This is a genomic window from Dysgonomonas sp. 520 (assembly GCF_010501095.1).
In the GTDB taxonomy this organism is placed as follows: domain Bacteria; phylum Bacteroidota; class Bacteroidia; order Bacteroidales; family Dysgonomonadaceae; genus QVMP01.
The window spans coordinates 119,395-144,016 of sequence record NZ_QVMP01000023.1; the positions used below are offsets into that span (position 1 = coordinate 119,395).

The 24,622-nt window shown below is 40.4% G+C and carries 22 protein-coding genes; 11 read left to right on the top strand and 11 right to left on the bottom strand.

What is annotated here, in order from left to right:
* Nucleotides 1-6: 6 nt before the first annotated feature.
* Entirely contained in the window at nt 7-1,566 is a 1,560-nt protein-coding gene (locus D0T56_RS13325) for an NAD(P)/FAD-dependent oxidoreductase (RefSeq protein WP_163320648.1), read from the bottom strand.
* Nucleotides 1,567-2,897: 1,331 nt separating this feature from the next.
* On the opposite strand from D0T56_RS13325, the gene D0T56_RS13330 reads away from it, so the two are divergent.
* Nucleotides 2,898-4,304, top strand: coding sequence for a hypothetical protein (locus D0T56_RS13330; RefSeq protein ID WP_163320649.1), 1,407 nt, complete (start codon nt 2,898-2,900; stop codon nt 4,302-4,304).
* Nucleotides 4,305-4,393: 89 nt separating this feature from the next.
* Here the strand turns inward: D0T56_RS13330 and D0T56_RS13335 are convergent, their stop codons facing one another.
* On the bottom strand, nt 4,394-5,032 hold the full coding sequence (locus D0T56_RS13335) for an HAD family phosphatase (RefSeq protein WP_163320650.1): 639 nt from the start codon (nt 5,030-5,032) through the stop codon (nt 4,394-4,396).
* Between the two features lie 181 nt (nt 5,033-5,213).
* On the opposite strand from D0T56_RS13335, the gene D0T56_RS13340 reads away from it, so the two are divergent.
* Together D0T56_RS13340 and ispE are read left to right on the top strand one after the other, a co-directional pair.
* Entirely contained in the window at nt 5,214-6,110 is an 897-nt protein-coding gene (locus tag D0T56_RS13340) for a diaminopimelate dehydrogenase (protein ID WP_163320651.1), read from the top strand.
* A 60-nt stretch (nt 6,111-6,170) separates the two neighbouring features.
* The gene (gene ispE / locus D0T56_RS13345; protein WP_163320652.1) at nt 6,171-6,989 is read left to right on the top strand and encodes a 4-(cytidine 5'-diphospho)-2-C-methyl-D-erythritol kinase; all 819 of its coding nucleotides are present in this window, start codon (nt 6,171-6,173) and stop codon (nt 6,987-6,989) included.
* A gap of 20 nt (nt 6,990-7,009) precedes the next feature.
* Here the strand turns inward: ispE and D0T56_RS13350 are convergent, their stop codons facing one another.
* From D0T56_RS13350 to hpt, 8 genes are all read right to left on the bottom strand, one after another.
* Nucleotides 7,010-7,231, bottom strand: coding sequence for a hypothetical protein (locus D0T56_RS13350; RefSeq protein WP_163320653.1), 222 nt, complete (start codon nt 7,229-7,231; stop codon nt 7,010-7,012).
* A gap of 131 nt (nt 7,232-7,362) precedes the next feature.
* Nucleotides 7,363-8,055, bottom strand: a complete 693-nt coding sequence (locus D0T56_RS13355) for an AIM24 family protein (protein ID WP_163320654.1) — start codon at nt 8,053-8,055, stop codon at nt 7,363-7,365.
* Nucleotides 8,056-8,136: 81 nt separating this feature from the next.
* Nucleotides 8,137-8,904 carry a histidine phosphatase family protein gene (locus D0T56_RS13360; protein ID WP_255491180.1) on the bottom strand — a complete coding sequence of 256 codons (768 nt, stop codon included), beginning with the start codon at nt 8,902-8,904 and terminating at the stop codon, nt 8,137-8,139.
* Complete coding sequence (locus tag D0T56_RS13365; RefSeq protein WP_163320655.1) at nt 8,897-9,370, bottom strand: lysozyme inhibitor LprI family protein; 474 nt, start codon at nt 9,368-9,370, stop codon at nt 8,897-8,899. Before D0T56_RS13365 ends, D0T56_RS13360 begins: the two co-directional genes overlap by 8 nt.
* Nucleotides 9,371-9,732: 362 nt before the next feature.
* On the bottom strand, nt 9,733-10,542 hold the full coding sequence (pgeF, locus tag D0T56_RS13370; RefSeq protein WP_163320656.1) for a peptidoglycan editing factor PgeF: 810 nt from the start codon (nt 10,540-10,542) through the stop codon (nt 9,733-9,735).
* Nucleotides 10,529-11,740 carry a GTPase ObgE gene (gene obgE, locus D0T56_RS13375; RefSeq protein ID WP_163320657.1) on the bottom strand — a complete coding sequence of 404 codons (1,212 nt, stop codon included), beginning with the start codon at nt 11,738-11,740 and terminating at the stop codon, nt 10,529-10,531. Before obgE ends, pgeF begins: the two co-directional genes overlap by 14 nt.
* A 184-nt stretch (nt 11,741-11,924) precedes the next feature.
* Nucleotides 11,925-12,506: an adenylate kinase gene (locus D0T56_RS13380; protein ID WP_163320658.1), complete on the bottom strand. Its 582-nt coding sequence runs from the start codon at nt 12,504-12,506 to the stop codon at nt 11,925-11,927.
* 47 nt (nt 12,507-12,553) lie between these two features.
* A complete protein-coding gene (hpt, locus tag D0T56_RS13385) occupies nt 12,554-13,090 on the bottom strand; it encodes a hypoxanthine phosphoribosyltransferase (protein ID WP_163320659.1) in 537 nt (178 codons plus the stop codon).
* A 297-nt stretch (nt 13,091-13,387) separates the two neighbouring features.
* On the opposite strand from hpt, the gene D0T56_RS13390 reads away from it, so the two are divergent.
* From D0T56_RS13390 to D0T56_RS13410, 5 genes are all read left to right on the top strand, one after another.
* Nucleotides 13,388-14,695 (top strand): mechanosensitive ion channel family protein, encoded by a 1,308-nt coding sequence (locus D0T56_RS13390; protein ID WP_163320660.1) that lies wholly within the window; start codon nt 13,388-13,390, stop codon nt 14,693-14,695.
* A 104-nt stretch (nt 14,696-14,799) separates the two neighbouring features.
* Complete coding sequence (ung, locus tag D0T56_RS13395) at nt 14,800-15,462, top strand: uracil-DNA glycosylase (protein WP_163320661.1); 663 nt, start codon at nt 14,800-14,802, stop codon at nt 15,460-15,462.
* Nucleotides 15,463-15,560: 98 nt separating this feature from the next.
* Complete coding sequence (locus D0T56_RS13400) at nt 15,561-16,874, top strand: aspartate kinase (protein WP_163320662.1); 1,314 nt, start codon at nt 15,561-15,563, stop codon at nt 16,872-16,874.
* Nucleotides 16,875-16,928: 54 nt separating this feature from the next.
* Entirely contained in the window at nt 16,929-18,089 is a 1,161-nt protein-coding gene (lysA, locus tag D0T56_RS13405; protein ID WP_163320663.1) for a diaminopimelate decarboxylase, read from the top strand.
* A 69-nt stretch (nt 18,090-18,158) separates the two neighbouring features.
* Nucleotides 18,159-19,331: a glycosyltransferase gene (locus D0T56_RS13410; protein WP_163320664.1), complete on the top strand. Its 1,173-nt coding sequence runs from the start codon at nt 18,159-18,161 to the stop codon at nt 19,329-19,331.
* Nucleotides 19,332-19,369: 38 nt separating this feature from the next.
* Here the strand turns inward: D0T56_RS13410 and D0T56_RS13415 are convergent, their stop codons facing one another.
* Nucleotides 19,370-20,077: an exosortase/archaeosortase family protein gene (locus tag D0T56_RS13415; protein WP_163320665.1), complete on the bottom strand. Its 708-nt coding sequence runs from the start codon at nt 20,075-20,077 to the stop codon at nt 19,370-19,372.
* Between the two features lie 327 nt (nt 20,078-20,404).
* On the opposite strand from D0T56_RS13415, the gene D0T56_RS13420 reads away from it, so the two are divergent.
* From D0T56_RS13420 to D0T56_RS13430, 3 genes are all read left to right on the top strand, one after another.
* Nucleotides 20,405-21,709: an OmpP1/FadL family transporter gene (locus D0T56_RS13420; RefSeq protein ID WP_163320666.1), complete on the top strand. Its 1,305-nt coding sequence runs from the start codon at nt 20,405-20,407 to the stop codon at nt 21,707-21,709.
* A gap of 19 nt (nt 21,710-21,728) precedes the next feature.
* Nucleotides 21,729-22,313, top strand: a complete 585-nt coding sequence (gene lptC, locus D0T56_RS13425; RefSeq protein ID WP_185153885.1) for an LPS export ABC transporter periplasmic protein LptC — start codon at nt 21,729-21,731, stop codon at nt 22,311-22,313.
* 147 nt (nt 22,314-22,460) lie between these two features.
* Nucleotides 22,461-24,587, top strand: a complete 2,127-nt coding sequence (locus tag D0T56_RS13430; protein WP_163320667.1) for a peptidylprolyl isomerase — start codon at nt 22,461-22,463, stop codon at nt 24,585-24,587.
* The last annotated feature ends 35 nt before the right edge of the window (nt 24,588-24,622 follow it).

Consider the following 24,622-nt stretch of genomic DNA (forward strand, 5'->3'; position numbering starts at 1 on the left):
ATACGGTTATTTCATCATATATTGCGCCAATGCTTCGGCACAACGCTCGCCGTCCATCCCTGCCGAAACAATTCCTCCGGCATAGCCTGCCCCCTCGCCACAAGGAAACAGACCTTCAACCTCTACATGTTGCAATGTCTCCTTATCGCGCAGAACCCGAATTGGGGATGACGTGCGGCTTTCAACACCCAACAATATGGCCTCGTTGGTCAAATATCCACGTTGTTTCTTTCCCACTTCCTTGAATGCGGCTTGCAATCTTTCCCTTATAAAATCGGGCATCCAATCGTGCAAAGGAGAAGATATTATACCCGGTGTGTAAGATGTTTTCGGTAAAGATTTGCTCTGTCTGTTGTTTACAAAATCGTAGAGCCGCTGCGCAGGGGCTACCTGAGTGCGTCCTCCGGCAATCCATGCCATTTTTTCGTAGTCTTCCTGAAACTTCAACAGGCACAATTCTCCATATTGTTGATAATTGGGAAAATCTTCGGGATGAATTTCAACCACCACTCCCGAATTAGACCAATGAGCACCTCTGTTGGCGGGCGACATTCCATTCACCACAACCTGCTCAGGCGCACTTGCCGAAGGAACGACAGTGCCTCCGGGACACATGCAGAACGAATATACTCCCCTACCCTTCACCTGAACTACGAAGCTATATTCGGCGGCAGGAAGATACTCTCCCCTACCCTCCTGATTATGATATTGAATCTGATCTATCAAATGTGCAGGATGCTCTACACGAACGCCAACAGCCAAACCTTTGGCTTCTATTTTCACTTTCTTATCATATAACATGTAGAAAACATCTCTTGCTGAATGTCCTGTGGCTAAGATAACCGGGCCATCGAAAGTCTTACCTGTATTTGTTTTTACGCCCTTCACCCGATTGTCTTCTATAATAAGTTCGTCCATACGGGTCTGAAAATGCACCTCTCCTCCCGAACTTATAATCTGTTCTCTCATTTTTTCAATTACCGCAGGCAATCTGTCTGTACCTATGTGAGGATGTGCATCTATCAAGATATTCGTACTTGCCCCATGTTGGCAAAATATGCTTAATATCTTTTCCACATTTCCTCTTTTTTTGCTGCGGGTATACAATTTTCCATCCGAATAGGCCCCTGCCCCACCTTCTCCAAAGCAATAATTGGAATCGGGATCGACAATGTGTTCCGTACTGATGCGAGCCGTATCTTTTTTTCTGTCCCTTACATTTTTTCCCCGTTCTACAACAACCGGGCGAACACCTAACTCTATCAACCGCAATGCAGCAAACAAACCCGCCGGGCCTGCTCCAACCACAATAGCCTGTGGCTTGTCGCTAACATCCTGATAGTGAATTTGTGTATATTGAACTTCGGGTTCCGATTCGCCAATATACCCTCTGACTGTCAGGTTGATGAACACATTTCGCTGCCTTGCGTCTATCGACCGTTTTATGATGCGAACCGAGTTGATTTCTTCGACCGGAACTCCGGTTTCCGAAGCAAATATTCTTTTTACGGAACTGATATCGGAAGCTGCTTCCGGACTTATTCTTAAATTGATTTCTTTTTGCATAATGCTATTTATGAATTTCACAAAGGTAAGACATAGAAGTCATCTAGACTTTTTAAATTATACTTAATTTTTGAGTTTTTGTCATGTTGAACGTAGTGAAACATCTAAAAAACAGATCCTTCGATACTCTCAGGATGACAAAATTGAATAAAACGAAAAAGTCTAGACGGTTTCATAATATAAGTAACAAAAAAGATACTTCAATAGTTTTATTAATACACTGCGCGGAATTAAAATTCCTTGCATTCCTTTTGAGTCGCCTTCGCTCCTCGATTGTTAATTGGCCAAATCCTCAAAAGGAATCAAAAAGGTTTTCTGTGACTTAGGCTTCTTGCCGACCCACTTTACAGCTTAATAAGCTGAACAAAAAATAACTCGCACTAAAAGACTGTTAAAATCAGAATGGTTCGACTATGCTCAAACAGCTTTTTCTTCTAGTCGCTTATCTGCGCTGTGTGGGTACCCCGTCAATTAGCCTAATGTCACGTTTGTACCTGTCAGGCGAAACGGCATCTGCTTCGTAGGCGGGAACACGTTAAGCGAAACAAGGCGTAAAATTTTACGCCCGAATGTCAGGGCGAATGTTTATTCGCCCCTACACAATATCGAAAACAATCCAACACTTTTCAACTACTGATTCACATAAATAAAAGATAACTAACAGAAATATAATACATATTTACACTGTCATTGAGCCGCCTTCGCTCCTCGAACGTTGTTTCTGAGTAAAATGAAGGGTTTGGATTGAAAACATCCAGATTTTTCACTTCGTACAAAATGACAAAACCGATATAAATCTTATAATATAATGAGTTAACATCAAAGTCTTCAACTCTTCTTTTGACTGTGCTAATACCTTTTGCTCTTTCACATTTACTCTGATTTCTGCTCCATCCCAACAGGGATATTCAATATAAGAAAACACCCGAATATATTTTTACGGATTCTGAAACACGTCGAGCTATCAGTCTGACATCTAAACTATAATCAAAAAAGAATTCTTATCTCTGTCTGTAATCCGAAACATCAAAAATATAATTTTTGTAAAAGTCTTCATAAATTTGCCTTTAGGTTAATTGTAAGATAGGATACGACTATTTTTTACCACTTATCATCTTTTTGTTAATAGATACAATGAAGTCATCTTGACTTTTAGCTTTGTTCATTTTTGTCATGCTGAGTGAAACAAAGCATCGGAACTCTCAAAACAGAGATCCGTCACTCCGTTCAGAAACAACGTTCGGCGGAGCCAATTAGGGGAAGAAAAGACTTTCGATACCCCCTACATTTTCAATTTCAAAAACAGGTCGAATTTAAACCCAATAAGAAAAATGAAACGACTAATCTTTTTTACTCTACTGTTCTTCATTACGCAGGAAATGCACGCTCAGGTTACCATTGGCTCCGGCATAGATGCCAGAAAAGGAGCACTGCTCGACCTGAAAGAAAATGAAAATATGGATAGCAACACCAATAAGGGGATGATGTTGCCCAGAGTCAATTTGACGCTTATAGACGAACTCTATCCTATGTTCGAGTCAAATGATATGAATTATACGGTTTATGAAAGATCTATTCATACCGGACTCATTGTCTACAATTTAACAAATGATCCTCTAAAAGGCTTATGCCCCGGACCGTATGTTTGGAATGGCAAAGAATGGGAAAGACTTCTAGATCCATGCGCCTTCTCGTTCGACATCAATTGCACCGGCATATCGGTTTCCGGATCAATCAATGTACCTATAAACGAAGAAGTGTATATACCATATACCATAAGCAACACACCATACACCATACCTGTAGGTATAGTTGGCGGACCAACCAATGATATTAGAGCCGTAATAACCAGGGAACAAACATTGAATACCGAAACCGGGGAGATTACCGTAACCATCATCGGAAATCCTACGGTATCTTCCAGCTTCAACTTACCTATTACGATAGGTGGTAGCAGTTGTAATATTTCTATCAACACTACAGATCTTTTAGCCATTGAATGTACGAATATTTTTGCAACAGGATATATTAATGCAGATATGAGTGTGTCGACGCCTGTCGTAAAAATACCTTATACACTATCGAGTGGAAGTTACTCTTTGGCTGCCGGAACAATAGGCACGGTAGGAAGTATCGTAGCCAATGTTGAGGCTCAAACCCTCAACTCACCATCCGGATTTATTGATGTCAAATTTTCGGGAACCCCAACCAACACAATGAACAAAGTATCGTTCCCGATCAACATAGGCGGAAGCACATGTTCTATTCATCTTTCTGTTTTAAAACCGCCGGCAGAATGTCCAAACGGATCTGCAGCCAGGGCATTCGTTTTCAATCAAGATTCTAAATGGTATGTCGTAACCACCGAAGAAAATTATACGGGAGGAAGTTCTGGTTTTGCACGGGTAATAGAGTGTAACAATGAAGATGAAGCTTTGGCTCATCCCGATGCGTTGCAATATTGTGGCAATCTTCAAACCAACAGGTGTATAAAATTCTATGACAGAGATGGTGTTCATAAAGCAAGCTTATACACATCTTCAAGAAGTAGCGATATTGCTGAAGCTAATATGGGTTGTTGGGGCACACTTATCGCATACGGAGGAAGTAAGATTCGAAATGCTCTCAACACTACCCCAATAAAATATCTTGGTGCTGTAAATCTCTCCGGCGGTGTAGGGCAACTTGGCACCATCACCGGTAAAGAAGCAATATTGACGGATAAGCCGTTAAGGTAAAGATTGGATATATCGACAAAAAAAAATGAAGAATTTGTACTCACTACTGACAAATTCTTCATTTTTCTTTTTATACCATTCCGATGATGTCACTCAAACAAATCGGTTATCTTTTCGCCTCCCGTCAGGTGATAGGCATGCAGCCCCACTTTACGGGCATACGTTATATTTGCTTCATTGTCATCAATAAAAAGGGTTTTGGAGGGATCTACCCACGTTTCCTCAATCACTCTTTTGTATATTTCCGGATCGGGTTTCCTCAAGTGCATCTCGTCCGAATAGAAACATTCAATGAAAAGATCCTCGAAATTTTCGCCAAATTGCCGCCTGAACATTTCTTTGAATTTTATTCTGTGCGGAAAATTCGTATTACTCAGCAAATAAAGATTATAGTCGTTTTTCAACTTATCCACCATCAAAATACGTTCCGGGTCGTATGGTTGTAGCAGAGCATTCCATGCATCCCAAATCAATTTGTCTGATACCCTCTTCGCAGTAGGATATTCCCGATAAAGGGAACTTATGAATTCGTCGGGAGTAATTGTACCGATCTCCAATTCGTAAAGGAAACTTTTGTGTGATGAAATTATATCATCCGGTTTCAGGCCGGCAATATCAAGATTGGCAAAGGCTACGATAGTCTTACCAATATTAATGTCCATAATCACGCCTCCAAAATCGAAGATAATATTTCTTATGTCGCCCGGAAACTTATCAATTAATTTCATACCTGACAATAGTTTAGAATTGCGAATATAACTATTAAATCTTCAGAAACTATCATAAAGAATGGAAAAGTGCCTCTATAATTAATCTTTTTTTATATTTTTGGGTTATTTTCGTAGAAAATAGATAGTAGCGGAAATTTCTTTAAATGTAACACAATAGTTGAATTAATAAAAACGTAATATGAAGAAAATAAGAGCAGCCGTAGTAGGATATGGCAATATAGGGAAATATGTGTTGGAAGCCATAAACACGTCTCCCGATATAGAGATAGCCGGCATTGTACGCCGTGATGTGTCGAATATCCCTGAAGAGATTAAACAATACGAGGTTGTTGACAATGTAAAAAAACTGAAAGACGTTGATGTCGCTGTTTTATGTACGCCGACCCGCAGTGTTGAGACGTATGCGAAAGATTGCCTTGCCAACGGGATCAACACTGTTGACAGTTACGACATACACGGTGGCATAGTCAACCTCCGTAGCGAATTGATGAAAGTGGCGCAGGCCAATAACACAGTGGCTATTATTTCTGCCGGATGGGATCCGGGAACAGATTCGATGATACGTTCTATGTTCGAATTCATGGCTCCTAAAGGGGTTACTTATACCAATTTCGGACCGGGCATGAGCATGGGTCACACCGTAGCGGTGAAGGCGATAAAAGGAGTCAAAGCAGCCCTTTCCATGACCATCCCGTTAGGCACGAGCATTCATCGCCGTATGGTTTACATTGAGGTGGAAGATGGTTACAAATTTGATGAAGTAGCGGCAGCAATCAAAGCAGACGATTATTTCGTTCACGACGAAACTCATGTAATGCAGGTTGACAATGTGGATAACCTGAAAGATATGGGACATGGTGTGAACATGGTTCGCAAAGGTGTTTCCGGTGAAACTCAAAATCAATTATTCGACTTCAACATGAAAATAAATAATCCGGCTCTCACAGCACAGGTTCTTGTAGCATCTGCTCGTGCAACAATGAAGCAAAGACCGGGAGCATACACGATGATAGAAGTGCCGATTATTGACTATATTTACGGAGATAAAGAGGCTCTGATAAAAAAACTGGTTTAAATAAAAATAAGTTGAGGGCAGAGCCATAACTCTGCTCTTGTTTTTTTAATCTCAAAATATATGATCTGCTTCCCTAATGCCAAAATAAATCTCGGATTAAATATCGTCTCAAAAAGAGAAGATGGCTATCACAATCTCGAAACCATTTTTTATCCTATCGCCATAAAAGATGCGTTGGAAATTATCCCCTCAAAAAACGGAAAAGATAGTTTTTCGGAATCGGGAATAAAAGTAGATTCGCTCCCTGAGAACAATCTGGTGATAAAGGCTTTGAATATTTTGCGGGAAGACTATGAGATTCCTCCTATCGACATTTTTTTGCTAAAAAAAATACCATTCGGCGCAGGTATCGGAGGTGGTTCGGCTGATGCGTCATTCATGCTCAAACTATTGAATGATACTTTCAGCCTCAATATTTCAAACGAAGAATTAGCTATATATGCCCGAAAACTAGGAGCAGACTGCCCTTTCTTCATTTATAACAAACCCTTGTTTGCTTCCGGCATTGGCGAACTATTCGAAAATGTTAATTTAGATTTGAGCAAATACCAATTTGTACTGATTAAACCCAATATACATATCTCAACAAAAGAAGCCTTCGCCCTCATTAAGCCTCAACAACCTGAGATTTCGCTGAAAGAAATCGCCTCAAAACCTGTTGAGGAATGGAAACACCTGATGTATAATGATTTTGAAAAAAGCATCTTCCCTCAATTCTCTGAGATAAAAAAGATTAAGAACAAATTATATGAGGCTGGTGCTATTTATTCCTCTATGTCGGGATCGGGGTCATCCGTCTTTGGAATTTTTGAGAAAGAAGTCAGCTTAGACAATATTTTTCCGAAAGAATATTATGTTTGGCTAGGCATGGGAATGTAACTCACCCACACATCGCATTACTATTTCCCTACTTTAGATTCAAAGTCACGCAAAGCCAAGATGGCTTTGTATAATTTTCTTTTGTAATAATCCATCATCAATATATTACCATTGGCTCGCTTTTGCCTATACTTTTCCACGTCATATTCTAGTTTTTTACGTGCTGCCTCCGTAAAGGCCTCTATAAGAGCCTTCATCGATTCGGGTGTATTTTTTTCTTCGCCTGTAACTTCTGTCATCATCAATGATTTTTCAATAATCAAAGATAAAAATTTTAAATGAAGAATACCTTTACCAAAGCAGATTATATAAGAAAAACAAAGGTGACCTTTGTCAGAATGGTCACCTTCATCAATCGATATATATCAAAATGTTACTTCGCCGTTCCGTAAGATTCCTCATAAGGTTGGATGAGTACCCATCCCGAACCTTCAAATTTCATTTGGATACTTTCGCCGCTACCTCTTCCCAAAAATGTTTTGAACGACACATCTGTCTTGATTGAATGAGTCAACGTTCCCGACCATGCCACTGTTGCATTAGGATCTGCAAATACAGGTTTACTCGGTTCTACGCGCAATGTAAGAGGATTTCCGTGTGTTGTAATGGCAATATGCCCGGTTCCGGATAGTTTCACCTGAAAAAGACCACCGCCTACCATTCCGGCTACCGATTTCATCATTTTTATTTCTGATTTCACATCTTTTTCGTATGCAAGAACATCGTTTCCGTTAACAAATATCGTTTCATTCTCAAGATATAGAATACGGATTCTTTTCTTCAGGTCGGCTGCATAGATGCGCCCTGTACCCGAAGCCTCCATAGCCTTGATACCTTCACTCGAAATTGCTTTTTTCAGCAAATTACCAAGTCCTTGGCTAAGAATACTTTCACGTTTAAATTTGATATCACCGTCGTATGCCACCATCGAACCGGCTTTCATCATTACGGTTTGATTTTGTAGATTCAACTCCAACATTTCAGGTTTCTCTAATTCAAAAAAACCGTGTTTTGAGTCGTCTTGTGCAGTTTCTTTCAAGAATGCATCCAAAGAAAATTTATTCATGATAAAGTTTGTTTTTAATAATTATTGTTATAAAAGATGAACAAAGGTAGTAATTTCCGATACAAGATGTAAACAAAAAGGTCACTTATTTAATTTTTCTTTTCCCCGATTTACATAGCTCAGGTCACCTACCGAAAGCACGTTAAATTTACCATTTTCATATACCACCTTACACACCGCTGCATTTGGCAAATGCCCTTCAATGAGATTTTCGGCTTCCAAAGCAAACATGAGCACAAGAATAGTCATGCCATGCGATACAACAAGTATGTTTCCATCTCCACCGGCTTCTTCCTTTTGGCAAATGTCTAATAATGCTCTGATCGAACGTTCTTTCACCTGCTCAAAACTTTCAGCCGTTCCCAGCCTGTCCAGTTCAACAATAGCTGCCATTATCTCCCGATATGTAATCTCTTTTCGCAGAAAGGCGTCATACATCTTTTCTATCGTAACATATTGTAGATAAATGGAAATATCAGTCCACATCCGATGATTGAAGTCCGATTCGTAACTACCGAAACAGGCTTCCCGAAAACCAGCCATTTCCATCACCGGAATATCATTCTGATTTTTTGCATCAAGTATGACTCTTGTAGTTTGCAATGTACGGCGCAAGTCGCTACAATATGCCGACCTGAACATCGTGTCTTCCAAACCTTTGCCCAGAAATTGAGCCACCTCAATGCCCTCTTGTGTCAATGGAGAATCGCACCACCCCTGAACCCTGTCGAGCGTGTTAAGCAATGTTTTTCCATGACGTGCTATGTAAAATGTTAGTTTTCCTGCCATTATCTTCTTACCTTTTGTGCCAACTTTTTTTGTCACGCAAAGATAATCATTCTCATTCATAAACCGTGCCCGGATAAACAACATCGATATAAGCATAGATTTCCATCAACCGTTGCTTGATTAAGGATGCTCTCATAGATACGCTTACGGGTCCCCACATGGTTCCCCCTCCCGTATATTTTCTCGAAGCCACCAGACCTGAAATCACAGCATATTCCCCGTCTCGAAACTTTATCCAATTGCGTTGAGACTCTCTCAGTACCTTTTTATCGGCTTCGGTGAGGCATTGCATCAATATCTTGTAATATTTATTCAACAAGGCATCATAACCTTCCGCCTGAGCATTGGCAGCTTCAATCATGCCCATTGTGCTGTAATCACTTTCGAGCATATCGGCTATTTTCTTTTCCAATCGAGCCGTATCCTGTTCAAATTCTTCTGCTATATTTCTCTCTTCTGCCGAAAGACTTACACTTGTCAAGATAAAAATTGAAGCACAAAGCAATGTTTTAAATATCGTTTTCATAAAAATATTTTTTAGATTCAACTTTAATTTTTATAAATACCCCCCTACACTGCGCGCAATCAAGATTGCTTGCATTCCTTTTGACCTAAGCCTCAAAAGGAATCAAAAAGGCTTTTTGTGACCAAGGCTCCTTGCCGACCCACTATACAACTTAATAAGCTGAACAAAAAATAACTCGCACCAAAAGCCTGTCAAAACCAGAATAGTTCGGCTATGCTCAAACAACTTTTTGTTCCTATCGCTTATTTGCGCTGTGTGGGTACCCCGTCAATTAGCCAAATGTCACGTTTACGCCCGTCAGGCAGAACGGCATCTACTTCGCAAGCGGGAATACGTTAATGAAACACTACTGGAAAAAGTAATTACCGTAAAACTCCGCCCGTAATCATCCTACCCGAATGTATTGTCTGCCTACGGGCTGAGAAAAACAATTCAGGCAGAGAGTAAGTGCAAAGCGCAGCAATTTCGATATTCTCGTTCAACACCCCTGCATCGCACAATTGAATTTGGTTTACTTTCCATAAGTCGATGTGCACCTTGCCTGTGTTGTCGTTTCTGAAAGATATTTCGTTGATATTGAAGCCTGCATCAGTAAATGCTTGGGCAACCTCATCGCCCACTTCAAAATATTCCGGCGATATAGATGGTCCGATACCTGCCACAAGGTTACAAGGACTGCAACCGAATTTTTGAGACATCGTTTCAATTGTTTTTTCGGCTATCCGTGCAACCGTACTGCGCCAACCCGCATGAACCGCCGCCAGTATATTTTTCTCAGGATCGTAGATCAGGATAGGCACACAATCGGCTGTTGAAACACCTATGCAGATATTGCGCCTGTTCGTAATCACAGCATCAATGCCATGAAGAAGTTGCATTTTCTCAAGATCAGATTTCGACATAAAATCACGATCAATCACCCTCACCTCACTACCATGCGTTTGGTACGGGAAATACAAGTCTTCGGCATCCACATCTGCCATTACGGCTAGGCGATTACGGTTTTCCTCCACACTGTCGGGGTCGTCACCTGCATAAATACCCAGATTAAAGGTGGCATAGTTGCCCTTGCTCACGCCACCATCAATGGTTGTGGTAAAATGGAAAAGAGAATTGAACCTGCTCAGGTTCTCGAATTGAAGCAAATTGCCGTATTTATCATTTTTCTTCATCTTCGTCTTTGTCTTCCTCAAATTCCTCACCGTCTTCGTAATAGAACTCAGGATCGAAACCATCCTCATCTTCCATCTCGTAGCCATAATCTTCTCCTTCATCGTAATCGTCTTCTGGGATGAGATCATCTTCCTCTTCTTCTCCCAGAATAGATTTGATGTTCAGTTTTTTATGAACTATTGTATGTGCCTCTTTGCGGTAGTCTCCGTCTTTGTTCAGCTCAGACCAAAGCAAGTCTTTAAGCTGCTGAAGATTATACCCGGTGATGGACGAAACAAAGATATGAGGAACATCGGGCAAGTCTGCACTCAAGGCTTCCATTAACTCGTCGTCCAACATATCCGATTTGGATATTGCCAACACACGGCGTTTATCAAGCAACTCAGGGTTATATTGTGCCAGTTCGTTTAAAAGAATATTATACTCTTTGTGTATATCGTCGGCATCGGCAGGAACAAGAAACAGAAGTAGAGAGTTCCGCTCGATGTGTCGCAAGAACCTTAATCCTAGCCCCTTACCCTCACTTGCGCCTTCAATAATTCCCGGAATATCTGCCATCACAAACGATTGGTGATCTCTGTAACTGACTATCCCGATACTAGGCTCAAGTGTTGTAAAGGCATAATTTGCAATTTTAGGCTTTGCTGCCGATACCACCGACAGCAGAGTCGATTTCCCTGCATTGGGAAAACCAACCAAACCTACATCTGCCAACACTTTCAGCTCCAGAATCACTCGCCGCTCCTCGTAGGGTTCGCCCGGTTGAGCATAGCGGGGAGCCTGATTTGTAGGCGTTTTGAAATGGTTGTTTCCACGTCCGCCCCTACCACCTTTCAGTAAGATCAACTCTTGTCCGTCTTCTGTTATGTCGCACAGATAGTCGCCGGTTTCAGCGTCATAAGCCACTGTGCCTAAAGGCACTTCAATGATTTTAGATTCACCTTTTTTTCCGGTACTCAGTCTGCCCGATCCGCTTTCGCCATGCCCTGCAAGAATGTGTCGCTGAAATTTCAGGTGCAAAAGCGTCCAGTAATTGCGGTTTCCACGCAAGATGACGTGTCCGCCATCACCACCGTCACCGCCATCAGGCCCGCCTTTCGGGATGTATTTCTCGCGACGGAAGTGGGTTGAACCTCTACCGCCTTTTCCCGATCGGCAGTATATTTTAACGTAATCTATAAAATTTGAACCTGACATATATTTTAAATTAAGAATGAAAATTTACCTGTATCCCGCAACTTATTTACTAAATAATGCGAATCAACAGTTGATTACACCTCTCCCCAATCTTCCCCGGAAGAGAGGGAATATAATAAACCAAAACCAAGAAACGAACCGCCATAGAGATTCGATTCCCGGTTTCGGGTATTCTGCATTTGTCTTATTTTACTTTATCAACTACGGTAGCGATGCGTCCGAATATTTCGTCGATAGTACCGATACCCTCAATTGCATGAAGTATGCCTTCCTTTTCGTACATCTCTTTCAGAGGTGTTGTCTGATTGTAATAAACATCCAAACGGGCTTTGATGGTTTCGTAGTTGTCGTCCGTGCGACCTGTCTTCTGTCCTCTGCTGATAAGCCTGTCTATCAGTTCTTCTTCGGCTACATCAAGGCTGACCACGGCAGCAATTTTCTCACCTCTTTCCTTCAACATTTCGCTTAATGCAGTTCCTTGTGGAATGGTACGGGGAAAACCGTCGAAAATAACGCCTTTGCAATCTCCGTTTTTTGTTTTTTGGTCGAAAACACTTGCCAGAATATCAATCATCAGTTCGTCGGGAATCAACTGTCCTTTCGACATATAGCTATCGGCTAGTTTGCCGAGTTCCGTTCCTGCAGCTTTTTCAGCCCTGAGTACGTCTCCCGTCGAGATGTGCGCAAGATTGTATTTCTCAATCAGATTTTCACTTTGTGTTCCTTTTCCCGATCCGGGAGCTCCAAAAATTACAATGTTTAGCATGCTTCTTATATTAGGTATATGAATATTTTGTATTTCTTTTTGTCTGCTTACGATTTTATTTTGTAAATATCAGCCAGATTGCGTCCGTATCCGTCATAATCGAGTCCATACCCCACAATGAAATCGTTTGGTATTTCGAGAGCTACATAGTCCAACTTAAGCTCTGTTTTCAACGCATCGGGTTTGAACAAAAGCGTGGCCACCTTTATCTCGCCAGGACTGTCGCAAGCAAGCTGGTCTAATATCAGCGACATGGTATGCCCTGTGTCCACTATATCTTCCAGAATGACGATAGTCCGTCCTTCTATATCTTCTTCCAATCCGTATATTTCCTTGATTTTTCCGGTCGATTTTATTCCTTGGTACGAAGCCATACGAACAAAAGATATTTCGCAGGGGATTGTCAGGTGCTTCATCAACTCGCCGACAAACATAAACGCTCCGTTCAACACTGCGATAAACAGAGGATCTTTACCCTCCAAATCCTTATTCATACGTTGTGCTATAACCTTTATTGCTTCACGTATTTTTTCTTCCTGAATGAATACTTCAAACTCCTTATCTTTAATTTTGATCTCTTTCATACGGCATTTCAAATCTTAAAGGGTCGCAAACCTTTTTTATTTGTTTTCGCAATTTGCAAGTTATATCTTAATAAATGCTTTTTCACTTAATAAACAGCAAAAATAAGATAATTAGATGAATTGAATACTATGCAAGTGTTATTTTTAAGTATTTATTTCGCATCAAGGGATTAATATAAAACAGATATTATATCAACACGAACTTTAATGTAAAAAAAATGTAAAATTTTAATATATTTAGGCTGCATTTGCGTTTATACTATTATACAACTCGAACATAACTAAAAAAAGATAAATATGGAACCGGAAATTTTAGACAAAGAATTTAACACGTCTGCCAATGCGATAACCCAATTCACCCGCAACCTGCTGCATGGCTGGGGCGTACCCGAAGGGTGGATCAGTTTTGTTAATCTACTGTTACTGTTGATTATAGTGATCGTTATTGTTGTCATTCTGCAAAAGCTGATCGACTTCATCCTAAACCAACTTTTCAAAAGAATTGAGAAAATCACACATTTGAAAATATTTTCACGCCTTCAAAAGAATAAATTTTCATTTTATCTGGGAATGGTTGTTCCTTATACGTTTATAGTGAATGCAATACCAACCATTTTTGCCGATTATCCATCGTGGATAAGTCCTTTGATGAAACTTGCCGATGTCTATATCGCATTTATGATTGTCTGGACTTTAATGTCCGTCATCAGGTCTTTTGCTGATGTATTGCAAGAAAAGCCTGCTTTTCATAACAGGCCGATGAAGAGCTATTTGCAGGTGATACAAATCATCCTTTACATATTTGTTGCCGTGGCTATATATTCTATTATTACAGGAAAATCTGCCACCGCCTTTTTTGCGGCTATGGGTGCAGCCTCCGCCGTACTGATGCTGATGTTTCAGGATACGATCAAGGGATTTGCGGCAAGCATCCAGATTTCGTCTAACAAGACGGTTATGATCGGAGACTGGATTACGATGAACAAATATGGAGCCGATGGCAATGTAGAAGAAATAAACCTGTCGAACGTAAGGGTGCGGAATTTTGACAAAACGATAACCACCATCCCCACATACTCGCTTGTCTCCGACTCGTTCCAGAACTGGCGAGGCATGCAGGAAAGCGGTGGCAGACGTTTGAAGAGGTCATTAATAATAAAGCAACTGGACATCCGTTTCCTCACAGACGAAGAACTGGATAAATATCAGTCTTTACCTCCGTTCAAGGGATTTCTTAAAGAAAAACGTTCGGAATATGACAACCTGAACAAAAAACTAGGCATTGGCAAAGATTCTCCTTTGCTAGGTTACAGACTGACAAATTGTGATTTGTTTGTGCAATATGCCACATGGTATCTGCAAAACAATCCGAACATAAACCAAAATATGACCCTGATGGTGCGGCAGTTGGCCCCATCGACAGGCGGACTTCCCATCGAGCTTTATACGTTCACCAACACAACTGTCTGGCTAGACTATGAACGCATATCGGGAGAGGTTATAAACCATCTTATCACAATTGTGAGAGTATTTGGGTTGACAATACTGGAAACCCCTTCAAGTACGGATAGCTTGACCATCGAGATGAACAAGAAGAATGAGTAACGAAAAACGTTCTTTACATCTTTGTTTCATTTTACCTGAATAGAAATCTTTTATGTTAAAATTAAATGTGATATATTTGGGTCAAAATAAAAACAGAAAAGAATATGGACGTAAGAATTGAAGAAGGCTGGAAAGAACAATTGAAAGATGAGTTTGGAAAAGAGTACTTCCTCAAGTTGACCGATTTTGTCAGGAACGAATATCAAACAAAAAAAATATTTCCTCCGGCAAAGCTGATTTTCAACGCTTTCGACCATACTCCTTTCGACAAGGTAAAGGTGGTCATTCTGGGACAAGACCCGTATCACAACGACGGGCAGGCTCACGGGCTCTGCTTCTCGGTGAACGATGGTGTACGCTTTCCGCCTTCGCTACTCAATATATTCAAGGAGATAGAAGCGGATATAGGTACACCACGTCCTGCGTCGGGAAGTTTGATTCGGTGGGCAGACCAGGGAGTTTTCCTGTTGAACGCTACGCTCACGGTCGAAGCTCACAAAGCAGGTTCGCATCAGAACAAGGGATGGGAGGCTTTCACTGATGCGGCCATAAAACGATTGGCTGACGAACGTGAAAATCTTGTATTCATTCTTTGGGGATCTTATGCCCAGCGCAAGGCTGCATTTATAGATGAAAACAAGCATCTGGTGCTCAAATCCGTTCATCCGTCACCCATGTCGGCACATTCCGGTTTTTTCGGCAACAAGCATTTCAGCAGAACAAACGAATACCTTGAGTCGAAAGGCATTGAGCCCATAGTATGGTGATAAGGATATGATTTTTGCCAAGATATTACTAGAGTTAAAACATTAATTTGTACTTTTGCTCAGATATTCTCAAAGGTATTATTAAAGTAGGAAAAGAGATGAAAGTTCTAAAATTTGGTAGCGTATGCCTAGGCTCGGCCGATAGGATGAAGCAAGTATCTCATATTGTTAGCAATACTCCGGGTTGTATTGTGATTCTTTCGGCTATGGAAGAAACCACACAAGCATTGGAAGATATCTCTAACTACTTGTACCGCAAAAACATTGAGGGTGCAAACGAAATCATCAACAGGCTTGAAGCTCGTTACCTGATGGAAATTTCGGGTATCTATTCAACGGAAGAAGCTAAAACTGCGGCAATAGAATTTGTGACGGAAAAGATAAACTATGTCCGTTCTTTCACTAAAGATTTGTTTACACTGTTCGAAGAACGTATTGTATTGGCACAGGGAGAGTTGCTGAGCTCAGGAATTTTCCATCTGCTGCTGGTAGAACAAGGCATTGACGCAAAACTGATTCAGGCTGCCGATTTCATGCGTACAGACAAAAATAAAGAACCCGACCCTGTATATATAAAAGAAAAATTAACAGGCTTATTAGCCGAAAACCCTGATGCGGCGGCATACGTGACGCAAGGGTATATATGCCGTAATGCGTATGGCGAAATAGACGACTTGCGCAGTTCGGGCGGCAGTGATTATACAGCATCGCTGGTAGGGGCAGCCATAAATGCCGAAGAAATCCAAATCTGGACAGATTCCGACAGGATGCAAAACAACAATCCGGCGTATGTTCATACCGCTAAGCCGATAGAGCAACTAAGCTTTGACGAGGCAGCCGAATTGGCTTATTTCGGAGATAAAATACTGCATCCCACCTGTGTGCTTCCGGCAAAGATGGCGAATGTTCCGGTCAGGTTGCTCAATATGCTGGAACCTCAGGCACAAGGGACGCTGATTTCGAACAAACTTTCGCAAGGCACAATCAAGGCCGTTGCGGCAAAAGACGGTATCATCGCCATTCAGATAAAATCGGGAAGAATGTTGCTGGCTCATGGTTTTTTGAGGAAAGTGTTTGAAGTGTTCGATTTTCATCAAACATCAATAGACATGATCGTGACCTCGGAAGTCGGTGTTTCCGTAACCATCGATAACGACCGCTACCTGAAAGAAATACTGGACGATCTGAAAAAATTCGGAACCGTATCGGTTGATAAGGATATGGCTCTGATATGTGTTGTCGGCGATCTTGACTGGCACAATGTTGGTTTCGAGTCGAAAGTGTTGAATGCTGTGAAAACATTGCCCGTACGTATGATTTCGTATGGTGGCAGCAATTTTAACGTATCGTTTCTTGTCGATAGCAAAGATAAGCCGGATGCATTGAGGTTGTTGAACGAAGAGTTATTTTAAAGATTATTAGATAAAGATATTAGCAAAATAGATTGTTTTTTAATTAAATATTTTATGACAAAAGGAAATTTTCCTGTAGATCGTTTTAAAGGTATTGAAACTCCTTTCTATTACTATGACGTGGAGCTTTTGAAAAAGACATTGCAAACGGTAAAAGCATTGACCAACAAATACGGATATGCACAACACTACGCAGTGAAGGCAAACGCAAACCATCATCTACTACAACAAATTGCAGCTGCCGGATTTGGTGCGGATTGCGTTAGCGGAAACGAAGTGAAAGCGGCCGTTACGGCAGGTTTTCCGGCCAGTAAGATCGTTTTTGCAGGTGTGGGAAAAACTGACAAAGAAATAAATGAAGCCTTAGACCTGAACATATTCTGCTTCAACGTGGAGTCGTTGCCCGAATTGGAGGTAATCAACGAACTTGCCGGAAAAAAAGGGAAAGTGGCTCAGGTAGCATTGCGCATCAACCCGAATGTGGATGCACACACACACGAATATATAACAACCGGATTGAATGAAAACAAATTCGGATTCAGCCTTACGACAATCACGTCGGCGCTCGATGTCTTGAAAACGATGGCAAATGTAACGCTCATTGGCATTCATTTTCACATAGGATCGCAGATATTGGATATAGAGGAGGCTTTCAAGCCTTTGTGTGATAAGGTGAACGAGCTTCAGGAGTTTTTTGAAGAAAAAGGCATAAAACCGGTACATATAAATGTAGGGGGTGGACTTGGCGTAGATTATGAAAATCCGAATACCAACCCGATACCAGATTTTGAGACTTACTTCGAGTTGTATCATAAAAACCTGAAACTTCGTCAGGGGCAAATGCTACATGTCGAATTAGGCAGGGCAATAGTAGCTCAATGTGGTTCGTTAATTAGCCGCGTGACCTATGTGAAGCATGGCGACGAGAAAAAATTCTTGATTCTGGATGCAGGAATGACCGACCTTATTCGTCCGGCTCTTTATCAGGCATATCATAAAATAGAAAATATATCGTCTAACCTGCCGGAAGAAAAATACGATGTAGTGGGCCCGATTTGCGAATCGTCGGATGTTTTTGCAAAAGACTACCCGCTGAATGAGACAAAACGGGGCGACCTGATCGCCTTGCGTTCGGCCGGAGCTTATGGCGAAATTATGGCATCGAGGTACAACTGCCGCGAGTTGCCAAAACCATATTACTCAGACAAATTATAAAACCGTATATAATCGTTATAAGGCAGGAGTTGAGATAAATTTCCCGGCTCCTGTTTTTCTTAAAAAATTATGGAAGATTTTTTGAATAATATTCACTTTACAAAACCGGAGTTGGTTTCATTGGGTGTGTTTTTCCTTATATTCTTTATCCAAATACTGTTCTATCTTGTATATTATCGCCGTCCGGCAAATAAACAGAAGAAAGATAATAAAAATCAGGACAGGGTGCTGAATACCGGAAAACCATCGGTATCGGTGATTATTATTGCAAAAAATGAATCTGAAAACCTGGCAAAAAATCTGCCTATCGTTCTCGATCAGGACTATCCTGATTTTGAGGTCATTGTGGTAAATGAAGGCTCTACGGACGAAAGCGAGAAACTGCTGGACAGGTATAGCGCAAGCCATTCTAATTTGTATCATACCTTTTCGCCCGATTCGAGAGACAGGAAGCTGTCGATGACAATAGGCATAAAGGCTGCAAAAAACGACATATTGTTGTTTTGCGAAGCCAATTGCCGACCTGTTTCACGAAACTGGATTTCGTTGATGGCTCAGAACTTTACGGAAGATAAAGATGTTGTGCTTGGATACAGTTACATAACCGGCAAGAAACGCTTTTTCAAGCGATTGGCTTGCTTCGATAACCTGTTTTTCAGCTTGCAATACCTATCGCGAGCCATAAAAAAGAAGCCGTTTACAGGCACATACCGCAACTTGGCATACAGGCGCGAATTGTTCTTCAACAATAAAGGTTTTTCTTCGGTTCTTAACTACGAAAACGGAGAGGAAGTATTCATCAACCGGATAGTAACAAAGGAAAATACAGCTGTGGAGGTACATCAAGACAGCTTCATGGAGATGGATTTGGATTCGTACTCAACATGGCGAGGGCTTAAAACCACCTACTTGAGGGCAAAAAATTATTTCAAGCAAGATGGTCATAGCATATTTTCGCTCGAAGCCACAACACGCTATCTGTTCTATCTTTCGTTTGCTCTTTTGTTGACGTATGGCATTTTATCGGAAAATTGGGTGTATCTGGGAATAATAGCCTTATTGTTCTTTATCAGATATTTTGTTCAATACTTTATTCTGAAAAAAGCAAGCGAATATTTCAAAACGCCAAGATTCTATATATCATTCATATTGTTCGACATACTGCAACCGATATACAATTTCCGCTTCAAATTTTTGAGCAGGAAGAAAGATAACCAGAAGTACAGGTCGGCGCACATGTAACAATTGAGTGAGTAATTTCTGTGTGAAAAGTTATTTTGCTAACTGTTGACAGCAGCCTGATCTCTGGTTCTTGCTTTCAACCGCTGATATGGCAGGTTTATCTTTTCTTGCCAATATAACCACAACAAGAAAATGATACCATCGTAATATATCCAGGTGAATATATCCCGGTGAAATAATTGAAACCAATCCCGCTCAAACTCCATCTTTGATATTTGGTCATTTATCCAGATTTTGTTGTTATACCACTCATTGAAATTGATAAACCATTCGGGAAAACCGTCTTTAACAATCAGGGCAATACTAACAATACGCAAGATATTTATCACATTGATAATGAGCAAAGCAACAGGAATGAAGATCAGTTTCTTTTTCCAAGGCCCATAATAGCAGGCAAACAATATGGTGAAAATAATGACCTGTTTGATGGACGTACAATCCCAGACAATCACCAGTTTGAGAGAGTCGGGAAAATACAAAAACGTGCCCGCCTTCACATACTCATGATAGCCAAGCAAGTCGTGTATCACCCAATATGTAGCGCCTGCCGTCCATTCACATACAGGATGAACATACCATGTGAGGTCTTTCCCCAACACAATCAATAATCTTTTGGCACTGTCGTCCACCACCAATTTCCAAAGAAAGTTGAGTAAAAGAAAAAGAAATAGAAACCAGAGAATATCCTTGATCGGAGCAATGGCTTTCAGTATATTTTGTATGTGAGCTTTGATGTTGAGTCTCATTAACTATACGATGTTTATATTCAGCAGTTATCAACTGCTCGTAACCAGGCTACAAAGATACTACATATAACAATGAAAAATAATAAAAAAACATGGCAAGCCGGATTAAAAAATGTTTTTAAAGTGTGAATGATTGTTATCGCAATATTTCTCAATGTTATTTTGTATTCAAATATTTAGGTTAAATTAGTTAACATATTTAAAATTTGGGACAGTAAAATTTACTAAAGTTTCCAAATTGTTTAGTATGTGAATGAAAAAACAATACATTTGTAGGCGAAAAAACGTTGTGGAAGATTTAATCTATACATAATATAAAATTATTGTATGTCGAATATTAGTAAATCGTTATTAGCAGTCCTATTACTGTGCTTCTCTTCAATATCTTTTGCCCAGAATACAAACTCACCGTATAGCCGCTATGGCTATGGCGTTTTGACAGACCAAGGCGCAGGCATATCCCGCTCAATGGGAGGATTGAGTTACGGTTTACGCAAAAGTGCCAACATCAACCCCGGAAACCCGGCATCCTATTCTAAAATAGACTCACTTACTTTTATTTTCGATTTTGGAGTGAGCTATTCCAAAACCAAACTGAGCGACAACAGCGGGTCGCAAACCGATGATAACGGAGGCTTGGGCTATATAACAATGATGATGCCCTTATCGAAAAAAATCGGGATAAGCTTTGGTATCCTGCCCTTTTCGTCGGTAGGCTATCAGTTCGGAAACATTGAAACGATAAACGGTGTTGACGTAAAACGCGAATTCAATGGTTCGGGAGGATTGAGTCAAATATATGGAGGATTAGCTTACGAGCCGTTCAAAGGTATCTCGATAGGAGCAAATGTGTCATATCTTTTTGGCTCGCTAGATAATACAAGGAGTGTTCCGGCTTTCGGCGAAAACTACACTAATTCGCTTTACATTGTGACAGAGTCGAAAATCAGCACTGTAAAATTCGACATAGGGGCACAATACGAAATGCCCGTAATGAACAATAAATTACTGACAATCGGAGCTGTATATACTCCGGCAATCAATTCTAAAAGCCGATTCATAAAAGGAGTTTACACGTACAATTCTTCAGGCTCTGTAACCACTGCCAGAGTAGATACCACACACAACGTGAATAGCGGTATGCCGGCATCGTACGGTTTAGGATTCACTCTGGCTAACAGACACAATTGGCTGGTTGGTGCAGATGTAACGTTTCAAGAATGGTCTAAAATAAAATATGAGAACCTGGGTAACGACAATCTGGACGATATTGAACGATTTAAAGACCGATGGAAAGTAAGCGCCGGATTTGAATATGTGGCCAACCCTATGGATCGCAGTTATTTCAAGAGGATAAAATTCAGAGGAGGAGCAAATTACTCAAACTCGTATCTGAACGTAAAAACTAACGAAGGCAGCATAGGCGGGTATAAACAATATGGCGTCACCCTCGGATTCGGGTTGCCGTTCAGGGATATGAACTTCACAGGTCGTACGTCATACATCAATATCAATTTCGAGTACAGGCATCTGGCTCCCGAGATATCGAACATGGTGAAAGAGCAATATTTCGGAGTATCGTTAGGTGTCAACATAAACGACTTGTGGTTTGTTAAAAACAAATTCAGATAACCTAATAATTGATCAACTTTTGACCACAATACAAAAATATACGAAAGCATTTATAGCAACTTTTCTAGGGGTTGCTATCTTTCTTTTGTCTGGTTGCAAAAAGGAAAAAGAAGATCTAGCAACACTTATTTTCGATTCCGAAACCGTACCCATGATCGACTCGGATAGCGTCACTACATTGATTTCCGATTCAGGTTTAATCAGGTATAAACTGGTGACAAAAACCTGGCAATTTTTCGAAAAGTCAAAAGATCCGCATTGGTATTTCCCTGATGGATTTTACGTAGAACAGTTCGACTCCCTGTTTCATATCGAAGTCAGCATTAAGTCGGATACCGCCTGGAGGTATACGAACAAGCAGATATGGAAACTGAAAGGAAATGTTTTTATAAAAAATATAATAGACGAAACTTTTTCGAGCGAAGAATTGTTTTGGGACGAAAAAAAAGAAAAGATCTATTCGGATAAATATATAAAAATAGTGCGTCCAAACAAGGGATTGGTGCAAGGTCTTGGATTTGAGTCGAACCAAAGTATGACATCGTGGCGAATCATCAAGCCATTTGACACGGATTTGTATTTTGACGAAAACAAGGAGTTTTAACAAAGCAGTCAAAATGCTAATTTAGTCATGCAGAAGCATATTTTTTGCACGGAATTATTTGTTTTCGGTTCAAAATGCTTATATTCGCATGCCAATTTGCAGAAAAAAATAAAAATTAATATAAAACAACAAAACATTTTATTATAAATGGCTACATTACAGAGGATTAGAAATAGAGCTGGCCTTCTTATCGGTATATTAGGCGTTGCTCTGTTGTGCTTTGTCTTAGGAGACTTATTGAACTCAGGAACAACAATGTTCAATAAATTTAAGGATAACGCTTTTGAAGTTGATGGCGAGGTTATATCAACAGGTGAATTTAGTAGAAGAGTTGAGCAAAGAGTTAATATGATTCTACAAAGCAATCCTAACTTGCGAAACTTGACTGAAGAGCAGACAGCACAAGTAAGAGATGAAGTGTATCAGGAAATGGTAAGAATAATGGCTCTTAAAAATCAGGCTGAAGCATTAGGTCTTGCCGTGTCGAACGAAGAATTTCAAGATTTGGTTTCAGGTCAACAACTATCCCCTGTTTTGATGCAATACTTTGGCGATCAGCAAGGTCAAATAAACAGAGCTGTTTTGCAACAATTCATATCAGATCTGAATACAGACCCTTCAACTCTTGAATCTGACCAACAACGCGCACAATTGGCTCAAAGCAATGCTCAATGGGTGCTGATTGAAGAAGAAATTATCAACGAACGTTTGCAAAGAAAATACAACAATTTATTCTCCAGATCCCTGATGATGAACGATTTGGAAACAAAAGCAAGCTACGAAGGAACAAAAAATTCTGCCGACTTGGCTTATGTTGTACAAAGATACTCGTCAATACCCGATTCTACGATAACAGTGTCGGATAGTGAGATCAAAAAGCTATATAACGAGAAAAAGAACAACTTCAAAACATCTATGGATTTGAGAAGAATCTCTTATTTCGTGAAAGATGTAGTGCCAAGTGCCGAAGATTACGAGGCTGCGGAAAAAGAACTTGAAAAAGTAAAGGAAAGACTGCAAACTGCAGAAAAACCAGAAGAAGTGGTAGATGATTATCCGACAACACCATATTACAATGTGTTTGTGGCACAAAACAAGTTGGATGCGGATGTTCAGAACTTTGTTCAAACAGCTGCCGACGGTCAAGTGTTGGGGCCAATAAAAGATAATACAAACTATTACCTGTATCGTCTGGTTGACAAAACTACGCGTGCCGATTCTGTGAATATTCAATTGATATCAATTCCATTGCAAGACAGAGCTATAAGTGAGCGTTTTGCCGACAGTATAATGACCGTATTGAAAGACGGAAAAGAATTCACAACAGTTGCCAACGAATTGATGCCTCAATCGAATGGAGGAAGACTAGGCGATGTGACAGAAGAAATGTTGGCACAAAATGGTTTCGACCATAGTTTTATAACAGCTTGTTTCAATGCTACATCCGGAGAACTTTTGAGATTGGAAGATCGCAGAGCTATCCGTTTGGTTAAGATAAACTCTAAATCACAACCAATAGAGAAGGTTAATCTGATCACGGTACAAGTGCCTGTTTCGCCAAGTTCGAGAACTATCAGCAATATTGATACAGAGTTGAATCAATTTATTTCAGTTAGCGGAAACCTCGACAATTTTGTAACGGGAGCTACTGAAAAAGGATACTCTGTTATGGCCAACGAAATGTTAATGCCTACAATGCCAGGCGTGGGTGGTGTGCAAGGTTCTCGCCAGGTTGTAAACTGGGCGTTCAGAGAAAAGGTTGGATCGATAGATAAATTCGATTATACAGGTAAGAGAGTAGTAGCTATCATTACCGACAAAATTGAAGCCGGATATGTTCCCTATTCAGCTACTGAAGTTCAGAGTATGTTGAAACCCGAAATAATCAGAGAGAAGAAAGCAGAGCAAATTATAGCTGATTTGAAATCTAAATCGGCAACAACTCTTGACGCTTATGCTCAGGTGATGAATGGAAAAGTAGATACAACAAGATTTGTAACTTTCTCTACTCAATCAATTCAAGGTTTGCAATACGAGCCGGTTGTGAATGCTTATGCCGAAGTAGGACAATTGAATAAAGTGACCGAGCCATTGAAGGGTGAGAACGGTGTGATTGTTTTAAGCGTTCTTAAGAGAGAAGAACAAGGTGGCAATTATGATCCTAAAACTATCAGAATGCAGTCACAAAATATGTACAACAACATAGCATCACGCACCTTATCTAGTTTGTACGAAAAGTTGAAAGTTAAGGATAACAGAGTCAACTTCTTCTAAGAACTTTAAAAGTAGAATATATAAGAAAAACTCTC

Excerpts from the sequence above, each read along its gene's own strand:
- D0T56_RS13350 (WP_163320653.1), bottom strand. The coding sequence starts at position 7,231 with ATGATGACAGAAGTTACAGGCGAAGAAAAAAATACACCCGAATCGATG.
- D0T56_RS13335 (WP_163320650.1), bottom strand. The coding sequence starts at position 5,032 with ATGAAATTAATTGATAAGTTTCCGGGCGACATAAGAAATATTATCTTC.
- D0T56_RS13330 (WP_163320649.1), top strand. The coding sequence starts at position 2,898 with ATGAAACGACTAATCTTTTTTACTCTACTGTTCTTCATTACGCAGGAA.
- D0T56_RS13355 (WP_163320654.1), bottom strand. The coding sequence starts at position 8,055 with ATGAATAAATTTTCTTTGGATGCATTCTTGAAAGAAACTGCACAAGAC.
- D0T56_RS13415 (WP_163320665.1), bottom strand. The coding sequence starts at position 20,077 with ATGAGACTCAACATCAAAGCTCACATACAAAATATACTGAAAGCCATT.
- D0T56_RS13410 (WP_163320664.1), top strand. The coding sequence starts at position 18,159 with ATGGAAGATTTTTTGAATAATATTCACTTTACAAAACCGGAGTTGGTT.
- lysA (WP_163320663.1), top strand. The coding sequence starts at position 16,929 with ATGACAAAAGGAAATTTTCCTGTAGATCGTTTTAAAGGTATTGAAACT.
- D0T56_RS13430 (WP_163320667.1), top strand. The coding sequence starts at position 22,461 with ATGGCTACATTACAGAGGATTAGAAATAGAGCTGGCCTTCTTATCGGT.
- D0T56_RS13390 (WP_163320660.1), top strand. The coding sequence starts at position 13,388 with ATGGAACCGGAAATTTTAGACAAAGAATTTAACACGTCTGCCAATGCG.
- D0T56_RS13380 (WP_163320658.1), bottom strand. The coding sequence starts at position 12,506 with ATGCTAAACATTGTAATTTTTGGAGCTCCCGGATCGGGAAAAGGAACA.
- obgE (WP_163320657.1), bottom strand. The coding sequence starts at position 11,740 with ATGTCAGGTTCAAATTTTATAGATTACGTTAAAATATACTGCCGATCG.
- D0T56_RS13400 (WP_163320662.1), top strand. The coding sequence starts at position 15,561 with ATGAAAGTTCTAAAATTTGGTAGCGTATGCCTAGGCTCGGCCGATAGG.
- D0T56_RS13360 (WP_255491180.1), bottom strand. The coding sequence starts at position 8,904 with ATGAATGAGAATGATTATCTTTGCGTGACAAAAAAAGTTGGCACAAAA.
- pgeF (WP_163320656.1), bottom strand. The coding sequence starts at position 10,542 with ATGAAGAAAAATGATAAATACGGCAATTTGCTTCAATTCGAGAACCTG.
- D0T56_RS13325 (WP_163320648.1), bottom strand. The coding sequence starts at position 1,566 with ATGCAAAAAGAAATCAATTTAAGAATAAGTCCGGAAGCAGCTTCCGAT.
- ung (WP_163320661.1), top strand. The coding sequence starts at position 14,800 with ATGGACGTAAGAATTGAAGAAGGCTGGAAAGAACAATTGAAAGATGAG.
- D0T56_RS13420 (WP_163320666.1), top strand. The coding sequence starts at position 20,405 with ATGTCGAATATTAGTAAATCGTTATTAGCAGTCCTATTACTGTGCTTC.
- D0T56_RS13365 (WP_163320655.1), bottom strand. The coding sequence starts at position 9,370 with ATGAAAACGATATTTAAAACATTGCTTTGTGCTTCAATTTTTATCTTG.
- hpt (WP_163320659.1), bottom strand. The coding sequence starts at position 13,090 with ATGAAAGAGATCAAAATTAAAGATAAGGAGTTTGAAGTATTCATTCAG.
- ispE (WP_163320652.1), top strand. The coding sequence starts at position 6,171 with ATGATCTGCTTCCCTAATGCCAAAATAAATCTCGGATTAAATATCGTC.
- D0T56_RS13340 (WP_163320651.1), top strand. The coding sequence starts at position 5,214 with ATGAAGAAAATAAGAGCAGCCGTAGTAGGATATGGCAATATAGGGAAA.